At 60.9% G+C, this 17,092-nt stretch carries 20 protein-coding genes; 4 read left to right on the forward strand and 16 right to left on the reverse strand.

What is annotated here, in order from left to right:
- Window position 1: 1 nt before the first annotated feature.
- From era to QZ571_RS03860, 9 genes are all read right to left on the reverse strand, one after another.
- Window positions 2-910, reverse strand: a complete 909-nt coding sequence (era, locus tag QZ571_RS03820) for a GTPase Era (protein ID WP_295532014.1) — start codon at window positions 908-910, stop codon at window positions 2-4.
- A complete protein-coding gene (gene rnc / locus QZ571_RS03825) occupies window positions 907-1,593 on the reverse strand; it encodes a ribonuclease III (RefSeq protein ID WP_295532019.1) in 687 nt (228 codons plus the stop codon). The genes era and rnc overlap by 4 nt, the downstream gene beginning before the upstream one ends.
- On the reverse strand, window positions 1,590-2,375 hold the full coding sequence (lepB, locus tag QZ571_RS03830) for a signal peptidase I (RefSeq protein WP_295532022.1): 786 nt from the start codon (window positions 2,373-2,375) through the stop codon (window positions 1,590-1,592). Before lepB ends, rnc begins: the two co-directional genes overlap by 4 nt.
- Before the next feature lie 51 nt (window positions 2,376-2,426).
- Window positions 2,427-2,828, reverse strand: coding sequence for a holo-ACP synthase (acpS, locus tag QZ571_RS03835; RefSeq protein WP_295532025.1), 402 nt, complete (start codon window positions 2,826-2,828; stop codon window positions 2,427-2,429).
- A 3-nt stretch (window positions 2,829-2,831) separates the two neighbouring features.
- Window positions 2,832-3,305, reverse strand: coding sequence for an ABZJ_00895 family protein (locus tag QZ571_RS03840; RefSeq protein ID WP_295532029.1), 474 nt, complete (start codon window positions 3,303-3,305; stop codon window positions 2,832-2,834).
- Window positions 3,302-4,045 carry a pyridoxine 5'-phosphate synthase gene (locus QZ571_RS03845; protein ID WP_295532032.1) on the reverse strand — a complete coding sequence of 248 codons (744 nt, stop codon included), beginning with the start codon at window positions 4,043-4,045 and terminating at the stop codon, window positions 3,302-3,304. The genes QZ571_RS03840 and QZ571_RS03845 overlap by 4 nt, the downstream gene beginning before the upstream one ends.
- Before the next feature lie 76 nt (window positions 4,046-4,121).
- Entirely contained in the window at window positions 4,122-4,769 is a 648-nt protein-coding gene (locus QZ571_RS03850; protein WP_295532035.1) for a pseudouridine synthase, read from the reverse strand.
- A 36-nt stretch (window positions 4,770-4,805) separates the two neighbouring features.
- Window positions 4,806-5,258 (reverse strand): GAF domain-containing protein, encoded by a 453-nt coding sequence (locus QZ571_RS03855; protein ID WP_295532038.1) that lies wholly within the window; start codon window positions 5,256-5,258, stop codon window positions 4,806-4,808.
- Window positions 5,255-6,433: an acetyl-CoA C-acyltransferase gene (locus QZ571_RS03860; protein ID WP_295532040.1), complete on the reverse strand. Its 1,179-nt coding sequence runs from the start codon at window positions 6,431-6,433 to the stop codon at window positions 5,255-5,257. The genes QZ571_RS03855 and QZ571_RS03860 overlap by 4 nt, the downstream gene beginning before the upstream one ends.
- Before the next feature lie 90 nt (window positions 6,434-6,523).
- On the opposite strand from QZ571_RS03860, the gene QZ571_RS03865 reads away from it, so the two are divergent.
- Both QZ571_RS03865 and QZ571_RS03870 read left to right on the forward strand, forming a co-directional pair.
- Window positions 6,524-6,868 (forward strand): STAS domain-containing protein, encoded by a 345-nt coding sequence (locus QZ571_RS03865; protein ID WP_295532043.1) that lies wholly within the window; start codon window positions 6,524-6,526, stop codon window positions 6,866-6,868.
- The gene (locus QZ571_RS03870) at window positions 6,861-7,361 is read left to right on the forward strand and encodes an ATP-binding protein (protein WP_295532046.1); all 501 of its coding nucleotides are present in this window, start codon (window positions 6,861-6,863) and stop codon (window positions 7,359-7,361) included. The genes QZ571_RS03865 and QZ571_RS03870 overlap by 8 nt, the downstream gene beginning before the upstream one ends.
- A gap of 5 nt (window positions 7,362-7,366) precedes the next feature.
- On the opposite strand, the gene hspQ is transcribed toward QZ571_RS03870, so the two are convergent.
- The gene (gene hspQ, locus QZ571_RS03875; protein WP_295532050.1) at window positions 7,367-7,693 is read right to left on the reverse strand and encodes a heat shock protein HspQ; all 327 of its coding nucleotides are present in this window, start codon (window positions 7,691-7,693) and stop codon (window positions 7,367-7,369) included.
- 193 nt (window positions 7,694-7,886) lie between these two features.
- On the opposite strand from hspQ, the gene QZ571_RS03880 reads away from it, so the two are divergent.
- The gene (locus QZ571_RS03880; RefSeq protein ID WP_295532053.1) at window positions 7,887-8,462 is read left to right on the forward strand and encodes a lytic transglycosylase; all 576 of its coding nucleotides are present in this window, start codon (window positions 7,887-7,889) and stop codon (window positions 8,460-8,462) included.
- Between the two features lie 9 nt (window positions 8,463-8,471).
- Here QZ571_RS03880 and QZ571_RS03885 read toward each other — a convergent pair whose 3' ends face one another.
- From QZ571_RS03885 to QZ571_RS03900, 4 genes are all read right to left on the reverse strand, one after another.
- Complete coding sequence (locus QZ571_RS03885; RefSeq protein ID WP_295532056.1) at window positions 8,472-9,068, reverse strand: outer membrane lipoprotein carrier protein LolA; 597 nt, start codon at window positions 9,066-9,068, stop codon at window positions 8,472-8,474.
- A 92-nt stretch (window positions 9,069-9,160) separates the two neighbouring features.
- Entirely contained in the window at window positions 9,161-12,283 is a 3,123-nt protein-coding gene (locus tag QZ571_RS03890; protein ID WP_295532059.1) for a DNA translocase FtsK, read from the reverse strand.
- Between the two features lie 12 nt (window positions 12,284-12,295).
- On the reverse strand, window positions 12,296-13,474 hold the full coding sequence (locus QZ571_RS03895; protein WP_295532062.1) for an aminotransferase class I/II-fold pyridoxal phosphate-dependent enzyme: 1,179 nt from the start codon (window positions 13,472-13,474) through the stop codon (window positions 12,296-12,298).
- A gap of 121 nt (window positions 13,475-13,595) precedes the next feature.
- Window positions 13,596-14,912 (reverse strand): amidase, encoded by a 1,317-nt coding sequence (locus QZ571_RS03900; protein ID WP_295532065.1) that lies wholly within the window; start codon window positions 14,910-14,912, stop codon window positions 13,596-13,598.
- Window positions 14,913-14,995: 83 nt separating this feature from the next.
- Between QZ571_RS03900 and QZ571_RS03905 the strand changes: the two genes are divergently transcribed.
- Window positions 14,996-16,222 carry an FAD-dependent monooxygenase gene (locus QZ571_RS03905; RefSeq protein WP_295532068.1) on the forward strand — a complete coding sequence of 409 codons (1,227 nt, stop codon included), beginning with the start codon at window positions 14,996-14,998 and terminating at the stop codon, window positions 16,220-16,222.
- On the opposite strand, the gene QZ571_RS03910 is transcribed toward QZ571_RS03905, so the two are convergent.
- Both QZ571_RS03910 and QZ571_RS03915 read right to left on the reverse strand, forming a co-directional pair.
- A complete protein-coding gene (locus tag QZ571_RS03910; RefSeq protein WP_295532189.1) occupies window positions 16,219-16,374 on the reverse strand; it encodes a Trm112 family protein in 156 nt (51 codons plus the stop codon). The two genes, QZ571_RS03905 and QZ571_RS03910, sit on opposite strands and share 4 nt — an antisense overlap.
- Before the next feature lie 68 nt (window positions 16,375-16,442).
- Window positions 16,443-17,081 (reverse strand): LON peptidase substrate-binding domain-containing protein, encoded by a 639-nt coding sequence (locus QZ571_RS03915; RefSeq protein ID WP_295532191.1) that lies wholly within the window; start codon window positions 17,079-17,081, stop codon window positions 16,443-16,445.
- Between the last annotated feature and the right edge of the window lie 11 nt (window positions 17,082-17,092).

Consider the following 17,092-nt stretch of genomic DNA (forward strand, 5'->3'; position numbering starts at 1 on the left):
CTCAGTTGCCGTCCTTGAAATCGAGACCCATCTCGGAATAGCGCTCGGCATCGTCCAGCCAGTTCGGGCGCACTTTGATCTGCAAGAACAGATGCACGGGGCGGTCGAGGAATTCGATCATCTCCATCCGCGCCGCCTTGGAGATCGACTTGATCGTCTCGCCCTTATGGCCAAGGATGATGCCCTTATGGCCATCGCGCGCGACATAGATCAGCTGATCGATGCGCACCGAGCCATCCTCGCGTTCTTCCCAATTCTCGGTCTCGACGGTGAGCTGATAAGGCAGTTCTTCATGCAACCGCAGTGTCAGCTTTTCGCGGGTGATTTCCGAGGCGATCATGCGCAGCGGCAAATCGGCGATCTGATCTTTGGGGTACAGCCACGGCCCCTCGGGCATCTCGCCTGCCAGCCATTCCTTGAGGTCCGCCACGCCATGACCACGCTCGGCAGAGATCATGAAGGTCTTGGCGAACTCGAATTTTTCGTTGAGTTGCGCCGCAAGACCCAGCAGCGCCTCGGATTTCACCTTGTCGATCTTGTTGATCGCAAGTGCCACGCGCAGACCTTCGCGCTCTTTGAGCGACTCCAGAATGGCCTTGCCGCCCTCGGTCAGACCGCGATGCGCCTCGATCAGCAGCACCACGACATCGGCGTCAGCCGCCCCGCCCCAAGCAGCCTGCACCATTGCACGGTCCAGACGGCGGCGCGGGCGGAAGATGCCGGGTGTGTCGACGAACACGATCTGGCTTTGCCCTTGCATCGCAACGCCACGGATGCGCGCGCGCGTCGTCTGCACCTTATGCGTCACGATCGAGACCTTGGCCCCCACCATCGCATTCAGCAGGGTGGATTTTCCGGCATTGGGCTCTCCGATGAGGGCCACGAATCCGGCGCGTGTCGGGTTGGTCATTCGCTCTCCTTCAGCCGCGCCAGCAAAGCCTTGGCAGCAGCCATTTCGCCCTGACGCTTGGACTTGGCCTGCGCGGTTTCGCGCGCGCCATTGTCCAACAGGACTTCAATCGTAAATTTCGGGGCATGATCGGGGCCATCGCGGCCAGTGATCTCATATTTCGGGGGGGGCAGACCGCGGGCCTGCGCCCATTCTTGTAGCGAGGTCTTGGGATCGCGCGCGTCCTCTTCGACAGAGTCCAGACGCGCCCCCCAAAGCCGTAAGATAAAGGCACGGGCCGTTTCAAACCCGGCATCCAGATAGACGGCGGCAATCACCGCCTCCATCGCATCGCCCAGCAGCGCCTCTTTGCGCCGCCCGCCGGTCATCATCTCGGAGCGCCCCAGTTTGAGCACCGCCCCCAGATCAATCTGTCGCGCGACATCGGCGCAGGTCTCTTTGCGCACCAGCGCGTTAAAACGTGGCGCCAACTGCCCTTCCGAGGCCGCGCGATCGGCCAAGAACAGCGCCTCGGACATGACCAGCCCCAGCACCCGGTCGCCCAGAAACTCAAGGCGCTGATTGTCGGGCCGGGTTGCGGTCGAAATCGACGAATGCGTAAGCGCGCGTAGCAAGATCTCGGGCTTGGTAAAGTGATAACCCAACCGGCCCTCAAAGGCCTTGATGTCCGCGCTCAGCTTCAATTGATCGCCTTGAAGAAGCGATCCGAACGCCACGTCCAGAAGTAGAACAACGAGCGGCCCGCCGAGGAAAACATGATGCGATCCGCGCGCCCGACCAGATTGGCCAAAGGCACATAGCCCACACCACCCACCGATTGCGAGAACCGGCTATCTTCGGAGTTGTCGCGGTTGTCACCCATGAAGAAATACTCGCCCTCAGGCACGGTGAAGACCGGGGTGTTATTGGCATAGCCACCATCGGTGATCTTGAGAATCTCGTGGCTCACGCCATTGGGCAGCGTTTCGATATAGCGGTGCTTGATGCAGGTATCGCCCTCGCCCACCGGAGCATTGCTACAGCGCGGCATCAACTGCTGCGGACCTTGCGGGGCCATCACCTCGGAGAAATCGCCATCGGGTTTTTCCTGCACTGGCTTGCCGTTGATATAGAGCAGCCCATCGGTGACCTGAATCGTGTCGCCGGGCATCCCGATCAGACGCTTGATGAAATCGACATCCTTTGTCGGATGGCGGAACACCACGACATCGCCGCGCGTGGGCGCGCGCTCAAGGATGCGGCCCGGAATCGGGCAGGCCGAGAACGGGCAGGAATATTTCGAATAGCCATAGGCCATCTTGTTGACGAACAGGAAATCGCCGATCAGCAGCGTGTCTTTCATCGAGCCGGATGGGATCCAGAACGGCTGAAAGAACAGCGTGCGGAACACGCCCGCGATCAGCAATGCCCAGAAGATCGTCTTAACGGTTTCCCAGACGCCGCCCTCGGTTTTCTTTTTCGCCATCTGCCCTGCCCTCATGAATTCTCGCCCTCCTTACCCAGCCTCACGCCCGAGTCAAGAAAGCTTGCGCGCCTCGATCACCACAAAGGCCTGCGCCCAAGGGTGGTCATCGGTCAATGTGACATGCACCACGGCCTCGTAACCCTCTGGCGTCATGGACTTTAGCCGGTCCGCCGCCCAACCCGTCAGGTGCATTACCGGCTGCCCCGTTGGCAGATTTGTGACCGCCATATCTTTCCACGAGATGCCCATACGCAGCCCGGTGCCCAACGCCTTGGAACAGGCCTCTTTCGCCGCCCAGCGCTTGGCGTAGGTGCCAGCAACATCGTGACGCCGCTCGGCTTTGCGCTGTTCGACCTCGGTGAAGACGCGATTACGGAAGCGGTCGCCAAAGCGCGCAAGTGTGCGCTCGATCCGCTCGATATTGGCCAAATCGGTGCCGATGCCTAGGATCATGGGTCAGTCGCTCCGATCGTCCGCCGCCGATAACGACTTTAGGTGAATCCGCACGCCAATCGGAAAGAACAAGCGATTGATCACGAGGACCACCCCCAGAACGATCAGAAAAATTGCCCCCAAAACCGCAAAATAATATGGGTCTCGCTGGGTCCACAGGGGCGCAAATTGCGCGCGCAAGGCGGGTGAGAAGCCGCTCAAAACGAGACTGCGGAGCACCGAGAGAATGGCGACGATCAGCGTTCCGATCGCAGCAAAATGCCATGCCTCACGCGATGTCGGCATCGCAACGTGAGTGCGCGCGAACCGTATGCCTGCAATCATCGAGGCTATCGCCGGCGGAACGACCCCAAAGACAAGCCGAGGCATCACGACCCCGAAATGCTTCAAGAGTTGCGAGAATAACAACGCCATCAAAACAGAGGTCATGAACCAGTGCCAGCCAAAGCTCAGATAGAGAAATCGCGTGCGACTCATCCCCGCGCCGCGTCCATCAGCTTGCGCATATGCGTGATCGCGGGGCCGAGCCCGGAAAAGATCGCCTCGGCAATCAGGAAATGGCCGATATTCAACTCGCGGATCTGCTTTATCGCGGCAATCGGTGCCACCGTGTCATAGGTCAGCCCGTGACCCGCATGCACCTCTAGTCCCAGACTGTCGGCATAGGCCGCGCCCGCCTTGAGCGCCTCAAGTTCGACATCGCGCGCCGCAAAATCGCCCGCATGATGCAGGTCGCAGTAATGACCGGTGTGCAATTCGATCACCTGCGCGCCGATCTTGGCCGAAGCCTCGATTTGCGCAGGATCGTGGCCGATGAACATCGACACGCGAATGCCCGCCTCGACCAGCGGTGCAACATAATCGGTCAGGCGTGCCAGATCACCCGCCACGTCAAGGCCACCCTCAGTCGTAACCTCCTCGCGCTTTTCGGGCACGATGCAGCAGGCGTGCGGGATATGGCGCAGCGCGATGGTTTGCATTTCGGGGGTGGCGGCCATCTCGAAATTCAGCGGCACTTTGATGCCCGCCATCAGCGCGTCAATATCGCCATCGCGAATGTGACGGCGGTCTTCGCGCAGATGCGCGGTGATGCCATCCGCCCCCGCCTCTTGCGCCGTCAGCGCCGCGCGCAGCGGATCGGGATAGGCCGAGCCGCGCGCATTTCGGATCGTCGCGACATGATCGATATTCACGCCAAGGCGCAGGGAAGTGGGCATGGGAGGTCTCCGCGTTTTACTTGGCCAGAGTATGCCCGTCCGCGCGACCGGGGAAAAGAGCGCGATTGTATCGATTTTAGAACGGACAGGGGGCGTTGAAGCTCATATGCATGCCGCCATCTGGGTGACGAAAGCGCAGGGATTCCGCGTGCAGCATCAGGCGGGGGAAGTCGCGCGCCGGTCCCTCGGCATATAGCGGGTCGCCCAAGATCGGGTGGCCCAGCTCCGCCATATGCACGCGCAGCTGGTGACTGCGCCCGGTCAGCGGCATCAGACGGATGCGCGTCGTGCCGTCCTCGTGGCGCATCACTCGCCAATCGGTCTGCGCCGCACGGCCGTTCTCAAAATCGACATGCTGGCGCGGGCGGTTGGGCCAATCGACGCAAAGCGGCAGATCGACCGTGCCTTCCTTTTGCGCCATCTCGCCCCAAAGCCGTGCCTGGTAGACCTTCTTGGTCTGACGTTTCTCAAATTGCAGACCCAGATGGCGCTGCGCATGAGGGGTCAGCGCATAGACCATCACGCCTGAGGTGTCAGTATCCAAACGATGCACCAGCAACACCTGCGGATGGATCGCCTTCAGCCGGCTCAACAGGCAATCCGCCTTGTCCGGCCCCTTGCCGGGCACCGAAAGCAGCCCCGCCTGCTTGTCGACCACGAGAACCTCGTGATCGGCATGCAGAATGCGCGGGGCCTCTTTGGGCGGATCGTAGACATAGCTCATCGCGCGGGGATGCACCGCAGCGCCCGCGCGGTCAAGTCAGAGCGGGGCAAACACATCGCGCAAGATCGCCTCCAGCGCATCTGCATCCGCTTGCGTGAACGCATCGGGCTGATTGCTGTCGATATCGAGCACCCCGATCACCCCGCGCGTCGCGAAGACCGGGATCACCAATTCCGAGCGCGTGGAGCTGGCGCAAGCGATATGACCGGGGAAGGCCTCGACATCGGGCACCAGCTGCGTCTCGCCGGTGCGCGCCGCAGCCCCGCAGACGCCGCGCGCGAACGGGATCACGAGGCAACCATGCCCACCCTGATAGGGGCCGATTTTCAGCAACTCCGGCGCGGTCACCCGGTAGAACCCCGTCCAGTCGAAACGGTCATCGCTGTGATGGATCTCGCAGGCAAGCGTCGCCATCAGCGCGACCTCATCGCTCTCACCCGCCGTTAGTGCAGCGATGCGCTTGGCCAGATCGGCATAATCGACGCTCATGGACGTTCAATCGCGATGGCCGTGCCCTCGCCCCCGCCGATGCAGATCGCAGCGATCCCGCGCTTCAGCCCGCGCTTTTCCAGCGCGTTGAGCAGCGTCACGATGATGCGCGCCCCCGAGGCCCCGATCGGATGGCCCAGCGCGCAGGCCCCGCCATTCACGTTCACCTTGTCATGCGGCACGCCCAGCTTGTGCATGAAGGCCATCGGGACCACAGCAAAGGCCTCGTTCACCTCCCACAGATCGACATCCTCGACCGACCAGCCCAGCTTTTGCAGCAGCTTCTCAATCGCGGGGACCGGTGCGGTCGGGAAATCCGCCGGAGCTTGGGCATGGCTCGAATGACCCAAGATGCGCGCGCGGATCGTCAGCCCCTCAGCCTGCGCAACCTTTTCCGAGGCCAGCACCAGCGCCGCCGCCCCATCCGAGATCGACGACGAATTCGCGGCTGTTACCGTGCCATCCTTGCGGAAGGCGGGTTTGAGCTGCGGGATCTTGTCGGGGCGGGCATTGGCGGGCTGCTCATCCGTTCCTACGACCGTTTCACCCTTGCGGCTTTTGACGGCGACAGGCGCGATCTCATCTGCGAAAGCGCCGGATGCCTCGGCTTCCAAAGCGCGTGACAGCGAGGCCAGCGCGTAGTCATCCTGCGCCTCGCGGGTGAATTGAAACGCCTGCGCGCAATCCTCGGCAAAGGTGCCCATCAGGCGGCCCTTGTCATAGGCGTCCTCCAGCCCGTCGAGAAACATGTGGTCGATCACCTGCGCATGGCCCAGCCGCGCCCCGCCGCGCATTTTGGGTAGCAGATAGGGGGCGTTCGTCATGCTCTCCATGCCGCCCGCCACCATCACCCCGGTATGCCCCAAAGCGACCTGATCAAAGGCAATCATCGCCGCTTTCATCCCCGAGCCGCACATCTTGTTAAGCGTGGTCGCGGGCACGCCTTCGCCCAGACCGGCCGCGAAACCGGCTTGGCGCGCGGGGGCCTGCCCCTGACCCGCTGGCAACACGCAGCCCATCAGCAGTTCTTCGATCCGCGCAGGTGCGACACCGGCCCCAGCAAGCGCCGCTGCAATCGCCACACCGCCCAGCTCTGAGGCGCTTACATCGGAAAAAACGCCCTGCATTCCGCCCATCGGGGTACGTGCCGCCCCCAAGATCACCACGTTTTCCATCTTCATCTCCCTAAATTCTGCCCCACGGATACCGAATGGTAAGCATTGGCGTCTAGCCTGCATTCAGAAATCTTGCTGCAGGAGCCATAGATGAACCTCTTTTCTGAAGCCTGCGATGGCGCGCTGGTCGTGCGTGTGGACGAACCGCGCCTTGATGCGGCGGTTGCGATTCGCTTTAAAGAACAGATGCGCGAAGTGACCGCGCAACCCGCGCACCGGGTTATTCTCGACATGTCAAAAATCGAATTTCTCGACAGTTCCGGGCTTGGCGCCGTGGTTGCGGTGATGAAAGCCCTTGCTCCACATCGCCAGCTTGAACTGTGCGGTTTGACGGGCAATGTCGACAAGGTGTTTCGCCTGACCCGGATGGATACGGTGTTTCGCATCCATACCGATCTGACCTCAGCGCTGAGTGAAGGGCGGAAATATGCTTGAGACGTCAATGGGGCTGCGCCCCGGGCCCCATAGCGACTCTGCGGATACCCATCGTATCTTTTGCATGAGCTTCCCAGCCAGTGCGCTTTCCGTGCGTACGGCCCTGCGCGCGGCGCTTGCACGTTTTATGCGGCTGATGGAACCAGATGAGGCGGGCACATTGGAACTGATCTTGGCAGAGGTGCTGAATAATATCGTCGAACACAGCTACGCAGATACCGGGGTGGGCACGATCACGCTGTCGATGGTGCGCGATTCGCAGGGGCTCAGCTGTTCGGTCAGTGACGATGGCGTACCTTTGCCGATGACCTGTTTGACCAAAACCGAGGATAACAGCGCAAGACCAAGCCCCGAAAGCCTGCCTGAAGGCGGCTTTGGCTGGTTCCTGATCCGCGATCTGGCAACCGATTTGGGGTATTCACGCGATCAGGACCGCAATCTTCTGGCGTTCCGCTTGCCACTCGCGCCCACGCTGGACCGCAACGCGGGCTAAGCCAATCAGTTCAGCTGAAACTGGAGGGGATAGGCGCCATTGTCGAAATCCCCAAACAGATCAGGAAGATCGGGGTGGCTCACCGGCTCTCCGGTGCGATCCGCGATCAAGTTCTGCTCAGACACATAGGCGACGTAAAAGCTTTCATCATTCTCCGCGAGCAGATGATAGAAAGGCTGATCTTTACTGGGGCGCACATCCTCGGGGATCGACTCATACCAAGCCTGCGAATTCGAGAAGACCGCATCGACATCAAACACGACACCCCGAAAGGGATGCTTGCGATGGCGCACGATCTGACCGATGTGATATTTCGCCTGAGAACTATGCATTGCGACCCCTCTTTCTTTGTTTCTAATTTGTGAAGGCCCACCCTGTCCACATTTGTGCCGCATTTTTGCCGGAAACAGTCTGTGCCAGCGAAACGAACAGTCTTTCCGAAGCAATGCGCCTTTGCGGTTTCCGAAACGTGAAAAACAGCCTAATATAGCTGTAAATAAGCCGTTAGAGCAAAGAAGAGCAGTGATGAAGAAAATTCTCGCCCTTGGTTTGGTGCTGTTGATTGCCGCCTGCGGTGGTGCGCCGAGACCCCCGCGCAACCTTGATGACGCTTGCGCAATCATTCACGAGCGACCCAAATACTACTCTGCAATGCGCAGAGCCGAAGCTCGGTGGGGCGTGCCGGTTGCAGTGCAAATGGCCACGATCCATCAGGAAAGCAAGTTCGACGGCAATGCCAAAACGCCCTATCGCTTTGCGCTTGGGGTGATCCCGCTGGGCCGTCAAAGCTCCGCCTATGGCTATAGCCAAGCGCTGGATGCGACCTGGGAAGAGTATCGCAAAGAAAACGGCCGCTACGGTGCCAAGCGCAATCGCATTTTCGATGCCACCGATTTCATGGGCTGGTATATGGATGGCACGACACGACAGCTTGGGATCTCGAAATCAGACGCGCGCAACCAGTATCTCGCCTATCACGAGGGGCGCGGCGGGTTTTCGCGCGGCAGTCACCGGTCCAAAACTTGGCTAATGGCCGTGGCCAATCGAGTCGCCGCACGCGCCCAGATGTATCAGATTCAATTGGAAAGCTGCCGCCGCTAGGCGCGGTGCTCAGTTCTCGCGCGCCATCTGCAAATCAATCGAGAACAGCGACGACGGGTAGTCACCACCTTTTTGAAGGTTATTCAGGATCGTCGTGGTCTTAGCGCCCGCCTGATCGGTGATCACCCATTGGCGCAGCTCGACCGGACTGGAGGTAAACACAAGCTGGATCGAGCCATACTCGGGATGTTCCGGGTCTTGTGCCGTCACCAGCGTTTTCGCCCCGTCAGAACTATACCCAGTCACCATCTTGTTGCGATTGAGGTCAATGTTACGGGCCAAAATCAAGTTCAGCGGCGTCTTCACCAGCGGATATTGCTCCGGTGGCTGGTTCGATTTCGCATCGAATATCGCCACCCGATTGGCCGTGGCCAAGACCAATGTTTTGTCCGAATTATACTGAAACCGCGCCTGACCGGGCCGCTTGAGATACAGCTTTCCGGTGGCAATTGAGCCGTCGGAATTGACCTGCGTGAAATCGGCCGAGGCCGTCTTCAAGCCATTGAGATAGGCCGAAATGGCGTTGAGCGACAGCTTCTCAGCCATGGCCGGAAGCGCGAATGCCAGCGTGAACACGGCGGCCAGAAGGATGCGTATTTGTTTCATGTCACGATATTTAGGCACTCTTACGCAAAGGGAAAGCCCCAGCGCATCATCGCGCCGGGGCTTTTCGAGAATGTGAGCGTTTTTGCGCCGGCCTATCCCTGCTCGGGCACGAGGATCTCGCGCTTGCCGACATGGTTGGCGGCGCTGACAACGCTTTGATCTTCCATCTGCTCAACCAGTTTCGCAGCCTTGTTATAGCCGATCCCCAGTTTGCGCTGGATATACGAGGTCGAGCATTTGCGATCCTTGATCACGATCGCCACCGCCTGATCGTAAAGCGCATCTTCGCCGCCAGTATTGCCACCAGTGTTCAGCCCGAGCACCGCGTCGATTTCAGATGCAGTGCCATCATCAGGCCCATCGACCACGCCCGACATGTATTCCGGCGGACCAAAGCTCTTGAGATGGTTGACGATTTCCTCAACCTCTTCATCAGACACGAACGGCCCGTGACAACGCGTGATCTTGCCGCCACCCGCCATATACAGCATGTCGCCCATGCCCAAAAGCTGCTCGGCCCCTTGCTCGCCCAGAATGGTGCGCGAGTCGATTTTCGAGGTCACCTGGAAAGAGATCCGGGTCGGGAAGTTGGCCTTGATCGTGCCGGTGATGACATCGACCGATGGGCGCTGCGTCGCCATGATCAGGTGAATCCCCGAGGCACGCGCCATCTGCGCAAGACGCTGAATGCAGGCCTCGATTTCCTTACCGGCGACCATCATCAGGTCAGCCATCTCGTCGACGATCACGACGATATAGGGCAGCGTTGCGGGCTGGAATTCATCGGTTTCAAAGATCGGCTCGCCGGTTTCCTCGTCGAACCCGGTCTGCACGGTGCGCTTGAACATCTCGCCTTTCTCAAGGCTTTCTTTGACGCGGCCGTTATAGCCCTCAATGTTGCGCACGCCCATTTTGGACATCTTGCGGTAGCGGTCCTCCATCTCGGAGACCACCCATTTCAACGCAACAACCGCCTTTTTCGGATCGGTCACAACCGGGCTCAGCAGATGCGGGATACCGTCATAAACCGACAATTCCAGCATCTTCGGGTCGATCATGATCAACCGGCATTCCTCGGGCGACAGGCGATACAGAAGCGACAGGATCATCGTGTTGATCGCCACCGATTTACCCGAGCCCGTGGTGCCCGCGATCAGCAGGTGAGGCATCTTGGCGAGGTTGGTGACAATCGGCTCGCCGCCAATGGTCTTGCCCAGCGCGAGCGGCAATTTGGTATTCTTATCCTCGAAATCGCGCGCCGAAAGAATTTCGCGCAGCACAACCTTTTCGCGATGCTCATTGGGCAGTTCGATACCAATCACAGAGCGCCCCGGCACGGTCGAAACGCGCGCCGAAAGTGCGGACATCGAGCGCGCGATATCATCGGCCAGACCGATCACGCGGCTCGCTTTCAGACCCGGCGCGGGTTCAAGTTCATACATCGTAACCACGGGACCCGGACGCACCGAAACGATCTCGCCCTTCACGCCATAATCATCAAGCACCGATTCCAGCATCCGCGCGTTTTCCTCCAGCGCCTCATCGGACAACTGGTGACGCTGGATCGAAACCGGGTTGGTCAGCAAGGACAGCGGCGGCATTTCATAAGGTGCGCTCGGCTTGGCCTCGAATGCCAGTTTCGGCTGCGCCTCTTCAAGGGCGCGGCGCGAGGGTGCTGCGGGTTTGCTGATGGGCTGCACGACGCGTTTTGCTTCGGGCTGCTTGATGACCTTGCGATCAAGCCCGCGCGCAGCAACCGGCAGGTCGGGCACCTCGGTCTCATAGGCGTCATAAGCGTCATAGCTCGGCTCTTGCACCCATTGGGATTCTCCACTGAGCGCGTTCAAGTCCGCCTCGTCGCCCGTGTAGAAATGATCGGTGCGCAGATCCATCGCATCGGTCTCGACCTCTTCAGGCGGAGTCCAATCGGGATGCGTCCAGTCATGCCCGTCAGTGGCTGGCGTTTCGCGCGTCACGCGCACAGCTGGCGCGGAATTTGGCATGTAGCGCGGGGTTGCGTGCAAAGGCGGCTCAGCGCGCAGCACAGGTTCGGCGCGCATCGCGGGTTGTGCGGGCGTCGGTTGGGCCGGACGCGGCGCGCGGGCCAGACGCTTGGCCACGGCAGCCAGCACCGAAGCAGGGGCTTGCGGCTCGGGCTGGACCATCGCCTCGGGCAAATCATGAGCCAGATTGGGGGCGGTTTTCGGGGCATAGTCGGGCGCAAAATCTGGCGCCACCGCTGCCGTTTTGCGGCTTTGCACCGCTTGCGTGATGCGTGCGCGAATGCGGTCATCGCTGGGCGTTTCTTGGGGCAGATGATCCCAATGCGGCTCGGTCTCGAAAAGCTCGGGCGTCGGATCATAGGCGTCATAGTCCGGCTCGGCGGGGCGGCGGATGCGCGTCCAAAGAGAGGGGCGCGCAGCCTCGACCTCGGGGGCCCAATGGCCAGCGACCAAGGCCTGTTGCTCTTCCCAAGCGGCTTGTTCTGCCGCACGTTCTGCGGCTTGCGCTCTGCGCTCACGCGCACGCTCGGCTGCCAGACGCGCCCCGTTCACCGAGGCCGATGCGCCTTTGCCCAGCAGATTCATCACGCCAACATACACCGCCACCGTGCCAAGCCACATGAACCGCGTGATCACGCGCAGCTCCAGCTTGGTGAAGCCCAGCACGAAGGCCGCCATCGCCAGCATCGCCACCGCCAGCACCAGCGACAACAGCTTGAGCCCGAAGGTCCCCGACACAGGCACAATTCCCAAAAGCGAGCCTGCGATCATGTCGCCGAAATGCCCACCCAAACCAAAGGCCTGCCCCCATTGCGCACCCGGCACCAGAAGCGCGGCGTAAACGGCGGCCATCGCAACGGCGATCGGGAAGAAGATGATGCGCGACAGCACGCGCTCTTCGCCGCGATGGGTGATCAAGCGCACGCCCCAGACCAGCAAAGCGGCGGGCAGCAACCACGCGCCATGACCCACGATGACAAACAGCGGCGAGGCAATGCCCGCACCGATCCGTCCCAGCCAGTTCTGCACAGGCTGATCAGAGGCTGCCATCCAGCTTGGATCTTCGGGTGCGTAGGAAAACAGCATCATCGCCGCAAGCACGCCGATCAGAACCAGAACGGCCCCCACCAACTCCTTGCCACGTCGTTCAAGAACTGCCTGCGTGTCCTGATCGAATAGCGGATCGCGCTGTCGTACCTGATAAGATGCCATAACCTACCGTCCTCAATCGTATAGGCAGTCGCGTAGCTGAATAAGCCCGCGCTGCGTTTCTTCTTTTGGGGCGACCAAGGCCACCCGTATGAATCCCTTACCGGGATTTTCTCCGTTAACGTCGCGCGCCAGATAGGCGCCCGGCAAGACCCGAATGCCGGTCTCTTGCCACAGTTTCAGCGCCGCAGCTTCGCCATCCTTGACGGGCAGCCACAAAAAGAACCCACCCTGCGGCAGCCTGAACCCGTCAACACCCGAAAACACGTCGCCCGCGATGTCGTATTTCTCGCCATACAAACGGCGGCTCTCGATCACATGCGCCTCATCGGCCCAAACACGTTCGGCGACGCGTTGCAAAGGCTGGGGCAACGGCGCACCTGCATAGGCGCGCAAACGGCGGATATGGCGGATGCTTTCCGGGCCAGCGGCCAAAAAGCCCGAGCGCAGCCCCGGCAAGTTCGAGCGTTTCGAGAGCGAGTGGAAAATCACCACGCGCTCGGGGTTGATGCCCTGTTCTGCTGCGACTTGGGCGGCACCCACGGGCGGTGCTTCGCGCCAGATCTCGGAATAGCATTCATCCGCGAAGATCCGGAAATCGTGCTTTTCGGCCAGCGCCAGCAGGTTCGCCAGATAGTCGGGCGATGCTACCGCGCCTTGCGGGTTCGATGGTGAGCACAGATAGGCCACGCTCACGCGATCCAGAACCTCAGGCGCAAGTGCCTCATAATCAGGCAGAAAATCAGTTTCAGGGCCTGCGGGCACGAAGATTGGCTCTGCGCCGACTGCGGCTGCCGCCACAGCATAGACCTGATAAAATGGGTTCGGGATCAAAATCGCAGGCTGTTTGCCATTCTTCAGCTCGGGCGCCAGCGCCATAGCCGCGTTGAACAACCCTTCGCGCGTGCCATTGAGCGCCATGATCCGCTCGGGGCCAATCGCGACATCGTAGCGCCGCTTCAGCCAAGCGGAAATCGCGGCCAGCAGCTCTGGCGTTCCATCATTGGCCGGATATTTCCCAAATTCTTCAAGGCTTTGCGCAATCACCTCGCCCACGAAAGCAGGCATGGGGTGACGCGGCTCACCAATCGACATGGCAAGCGGTGCGCCGCCGGGCGCGTGCGAATCAAGCAGCCCCCGCAAACGCGGAAACGCATATTCGGGCAGGTTCGAAAACCGCTCGGGAAAATCCATCATTGCCTCATGCTTCGGAGTCTATGTCGCCCCGTATTGAGAGACAGGTTACAAAACCCAAGCCCCTGCGTCCAGAAAAAGACAGTGCTCCAAGAGGCTTGACAGACATGACTGTGACTTTTCAGACGAGCGCCGATTCGGCGGCCATGCCAAGGCGCAACAGACGATCTTCGCCCATCGGCGCGCCCATCAACGAAATCCCGCAAGACGCCACCCCCGTTGGCAAGGTCAGCACACAGAGCCCCAGAATATTCCCGATCCGGGTATTGCGCAGCGCCAGCAGATTTTCCGTCTCGAAATAGACGCGATCCGTGAGCAGACGTTGCGCATCAGGGGGGGCAATCGGAGCGGTGGGCACCAACACTGCGTCATATTCCACCGTCGCTGCCAAATAGGCCGCGCGATAGTCCGCGAGCGCATGCCAACCCGCCACATAATCTGAGGCCAGCACATCGCGCCCACTGCGGAAGCGCTCCAAAATCAACGGATACATTTTCTCGGGCGCGGCTTCGATCAGGTGCTTCCACTCGCCATACGCCTCGGGGGCAAACAGAATGCCCGACAGATCCATCGCAGGTGCCACCATCGACAAGCCACGCCGCTCGATCACCGCACCCGCTTTGGCGAGGCGATCCACCGCCGTCTCAAACCCTTGCACGGGCTTTTCGCGCGTGCCCTCGAATGGCAGCCCTTCCAGCACCAGCAGCCGCGCCCCACGCAGCGTTGTGTCGCGCAGATCCGGCGGATTGCGCCCCTCAAGCAGCGCAAGCACATGGGCGCAATCCTCGACATTGCGCGCCAGTGGCCCGATCGTATCAAAGCTGCGACACAGCGGCACAACCCCACGCGTCGACACCCGTCCATGCGTGGTTTTCAGCCCCACCAGATCGTTCCACGCCGCCGGAATACGCACCGATCCGCCGGTGTCGGACCCGACCGCCGCCGCCGCAAGCCCGCGCGCCACCGACAGTGCCGCCCCCGAAGACGACCCACCCGGCGCACGCTTTACATCATGGATATTTCCCGGCGTGGCGGTCATCGGGTTCACGCCAAGCCCTGAGAACGCCAATTCGGTCATATGGGTCTTGCCAAGACAGACCGAGCCCCCAAGCCCCGCCTGAACCAGCACTTCCGCATCCCTGTCGGGCACCCGGCCCGCAAGCAGACGCGACCCCGACTCTGTCGCGACACCTGCGGTATCAACCAGGTCCTTCCAACTCAGCGCGACGCCGTCCAACACGCCGCGCCGCTGCCCCGATTTGGCGCGTTGATGGGCCGCCATTGCCTCGTCTCGGGCGCGTTGCGGCGTGAGGCGGGCATAGATGTCATTGCTGTGTTGCGCAGCCTCTAAATAGGCTTCGGTTTGCTCCACCGGATCAAGCTGCCCAGCCGCAATCGCGCGCCCCTGTTCCACCGCACCTGCCAGCCGCCAATCCATGCCCGTCTCCTTACTTATTCGACGCCACGCTAGCGACACCGGCGCGCATGGACAATCCCGGACGGCGCGCCATAGTAAGCACCATGAAATATGATTCCGATGTCCTTATCGCCGGCGGTGGGCTGAACGGCCCTGCATTGGCTCTGGCACTGGCCTCCGCTGGTGTCAGCGTCACCTTGGTCGATGCCGCCCCCGCCCGCCAACGCGCCACCGATACGTTCGACGGGCGCGCTTATGCTTTGGCGATTGCGTCGCAGAAATTGCTGGCCACGCTTGGAATTTGGGGCGCAATTGCCGAGACCGCGCAACCGATGATGGAAGTCAAAGCAAGCGATGGCCATGCCGGCGAAGGCGCATCTCCGTTTTTCCTGCATTTCGACGCGCGCGAGCTTGATCAGGCCCCGGTCGGTTACATGCTGGAAGATCGCTTTCTGTATCGCGCCTTTCTGGACGCGATGGAGGCCAATCCCGCGATCACCTTGATCCATGACACCCAAGTCACCGATCAAACGGTTACGCCGGGCGTGATCACCGCGACGCTGTCAAACGGGCGCAGCTTGCGCACCAAGCTGCTTGTGGGGGCCGATGGGCGGCGCTCGGGCGTGGCCCAACGCGCGGGCATCACGCGCGAAGGCTGGGGCTATGGTCAGACCGCACTGGTCGCCGCGATCGAACACGCGCTGCCCCATAATGGCGTGGCGCATCAATTCTTCATGCCCTCAGGGCCGCTGGCGATCTTGCCGCTCAAGGGCAACCGCTCGTCGATCGTCTGGAGCGAGAAAGACGAAACCGCCCAAGCCATCGCGGCGCTGGATGATGCCGATTTTCTGGCCGTTCTGCGCCCGCGTTTCGGCGATTTCCTGGGCGAGATCAAACTGGCCGGACCGCGCTTTAGCTATCCGCTGAACCTGACGCTGGCCAAGTCTTATGCCGCGCCGCGCGTGGCGCTGGTGGGCGACGCGGCCCATGGCGTGCACCCGATCGCGGGTCAGGGGTTGAACCTTGGGTTGCGCGATGTCGCCGCCCTCGCCGAGGTGCTGGTCGAGGCGATGCGACGCGGCGAAGACATTGGCGCGCTGGATGTATTGGAACGCTATCAGGGCTGGCGGCGGTTTGATTCCACCGCGCTTGCACTGGGCATGGACAGCGTCAACAAATTGTTTTCCAACAACAATCCGCTTCTGCGCGTGGGGCGCGACATTGGCATGGGGCTTGTGCAAGCTCTGCCTGCCCTGCGCCAAGGTTTCATGCGTCAGGCGGCGGGGCTGTCAGGCCCCCTGCCCCGCTTGCTGCAAGGACGACCGCTTTAGTCGTCGAGTCGGCGGGCTTCGTCTTCGAGCAAAATTGGAATGCCACCGCGGATCGGAAATGCCAATTTGGCGCGCTTGGAGATCAGTTCCTGCGCCTCGGCGTCATACTGCAACACCGCGTGGGTGAGCGGGCAAACCAAGGCCTCAAGCATGTGGCGGTCAAATAGCGGCCGCGCGCGCGCAGGTTCGGTTGGGCTATCTGTTGGTTCGGTATCGTCGCTCATTGCAGCTTCTCCTCGCTGCCACCATAAAGCGCATATTCCAGCAGCGTTACCAAAGTTTCACGCCGCGTGGACAGGCAAGGTGCCTCAAGCATCGCCTGCTTGTCTTCCGACTCAAGCGGCAACAGCATCCCAAGCGAATTGATCAGCAATTCTTCTTCGGCCTCTTGCAACGACTCCCAGTCGGTATCGAGCCCCTGCGTCACGAAATAGCGTTCGAGCAATTCGAAAAAGGCCGTGCGATCGAACTCTGGATCTTGCTCAGTCGGGCCCAGATCGCGGGCGAATGGCTCCCAGTTGACGGCTGCACATAGATAGGGCGTGAAGCCCTCTTTCTCGTGCAGCAACCGGAACCGCGACACGCCCGCAAGCGTGATCATATAGCGCCCGTCCTCGGTCTCGGAGAACCCGGTCAAACGGCCCGCACAGCCAATCGCATTCAGGTGATTTTGCCCCGAGGGCCCTTTCAGCGGCTGGATCATCCCGATCAGCCGCTGCGGGGTTTTCATGCAATCCTCAATCATTTGAAGATAGCGGGGCTCAAAAATATGCAACGGCAGCCGTGCCCGGGGCAGCAAGAGCGCTCCGGGCAATGGAAAAAGTGGAAGAGTGTCTGGCAGATCGCCTTGCTTTATCATTCCACCGAGGT

This window comes from uncultured Thioclava sp. (assembly GCF_913064665.1).
Taxonomy (GTDB): Bacteria; Pseudomonadota; Alphaproteobacteria; order Rhodobacterales; family Rhodobacteraceae; genus Thioclava; species Thioclava arctica.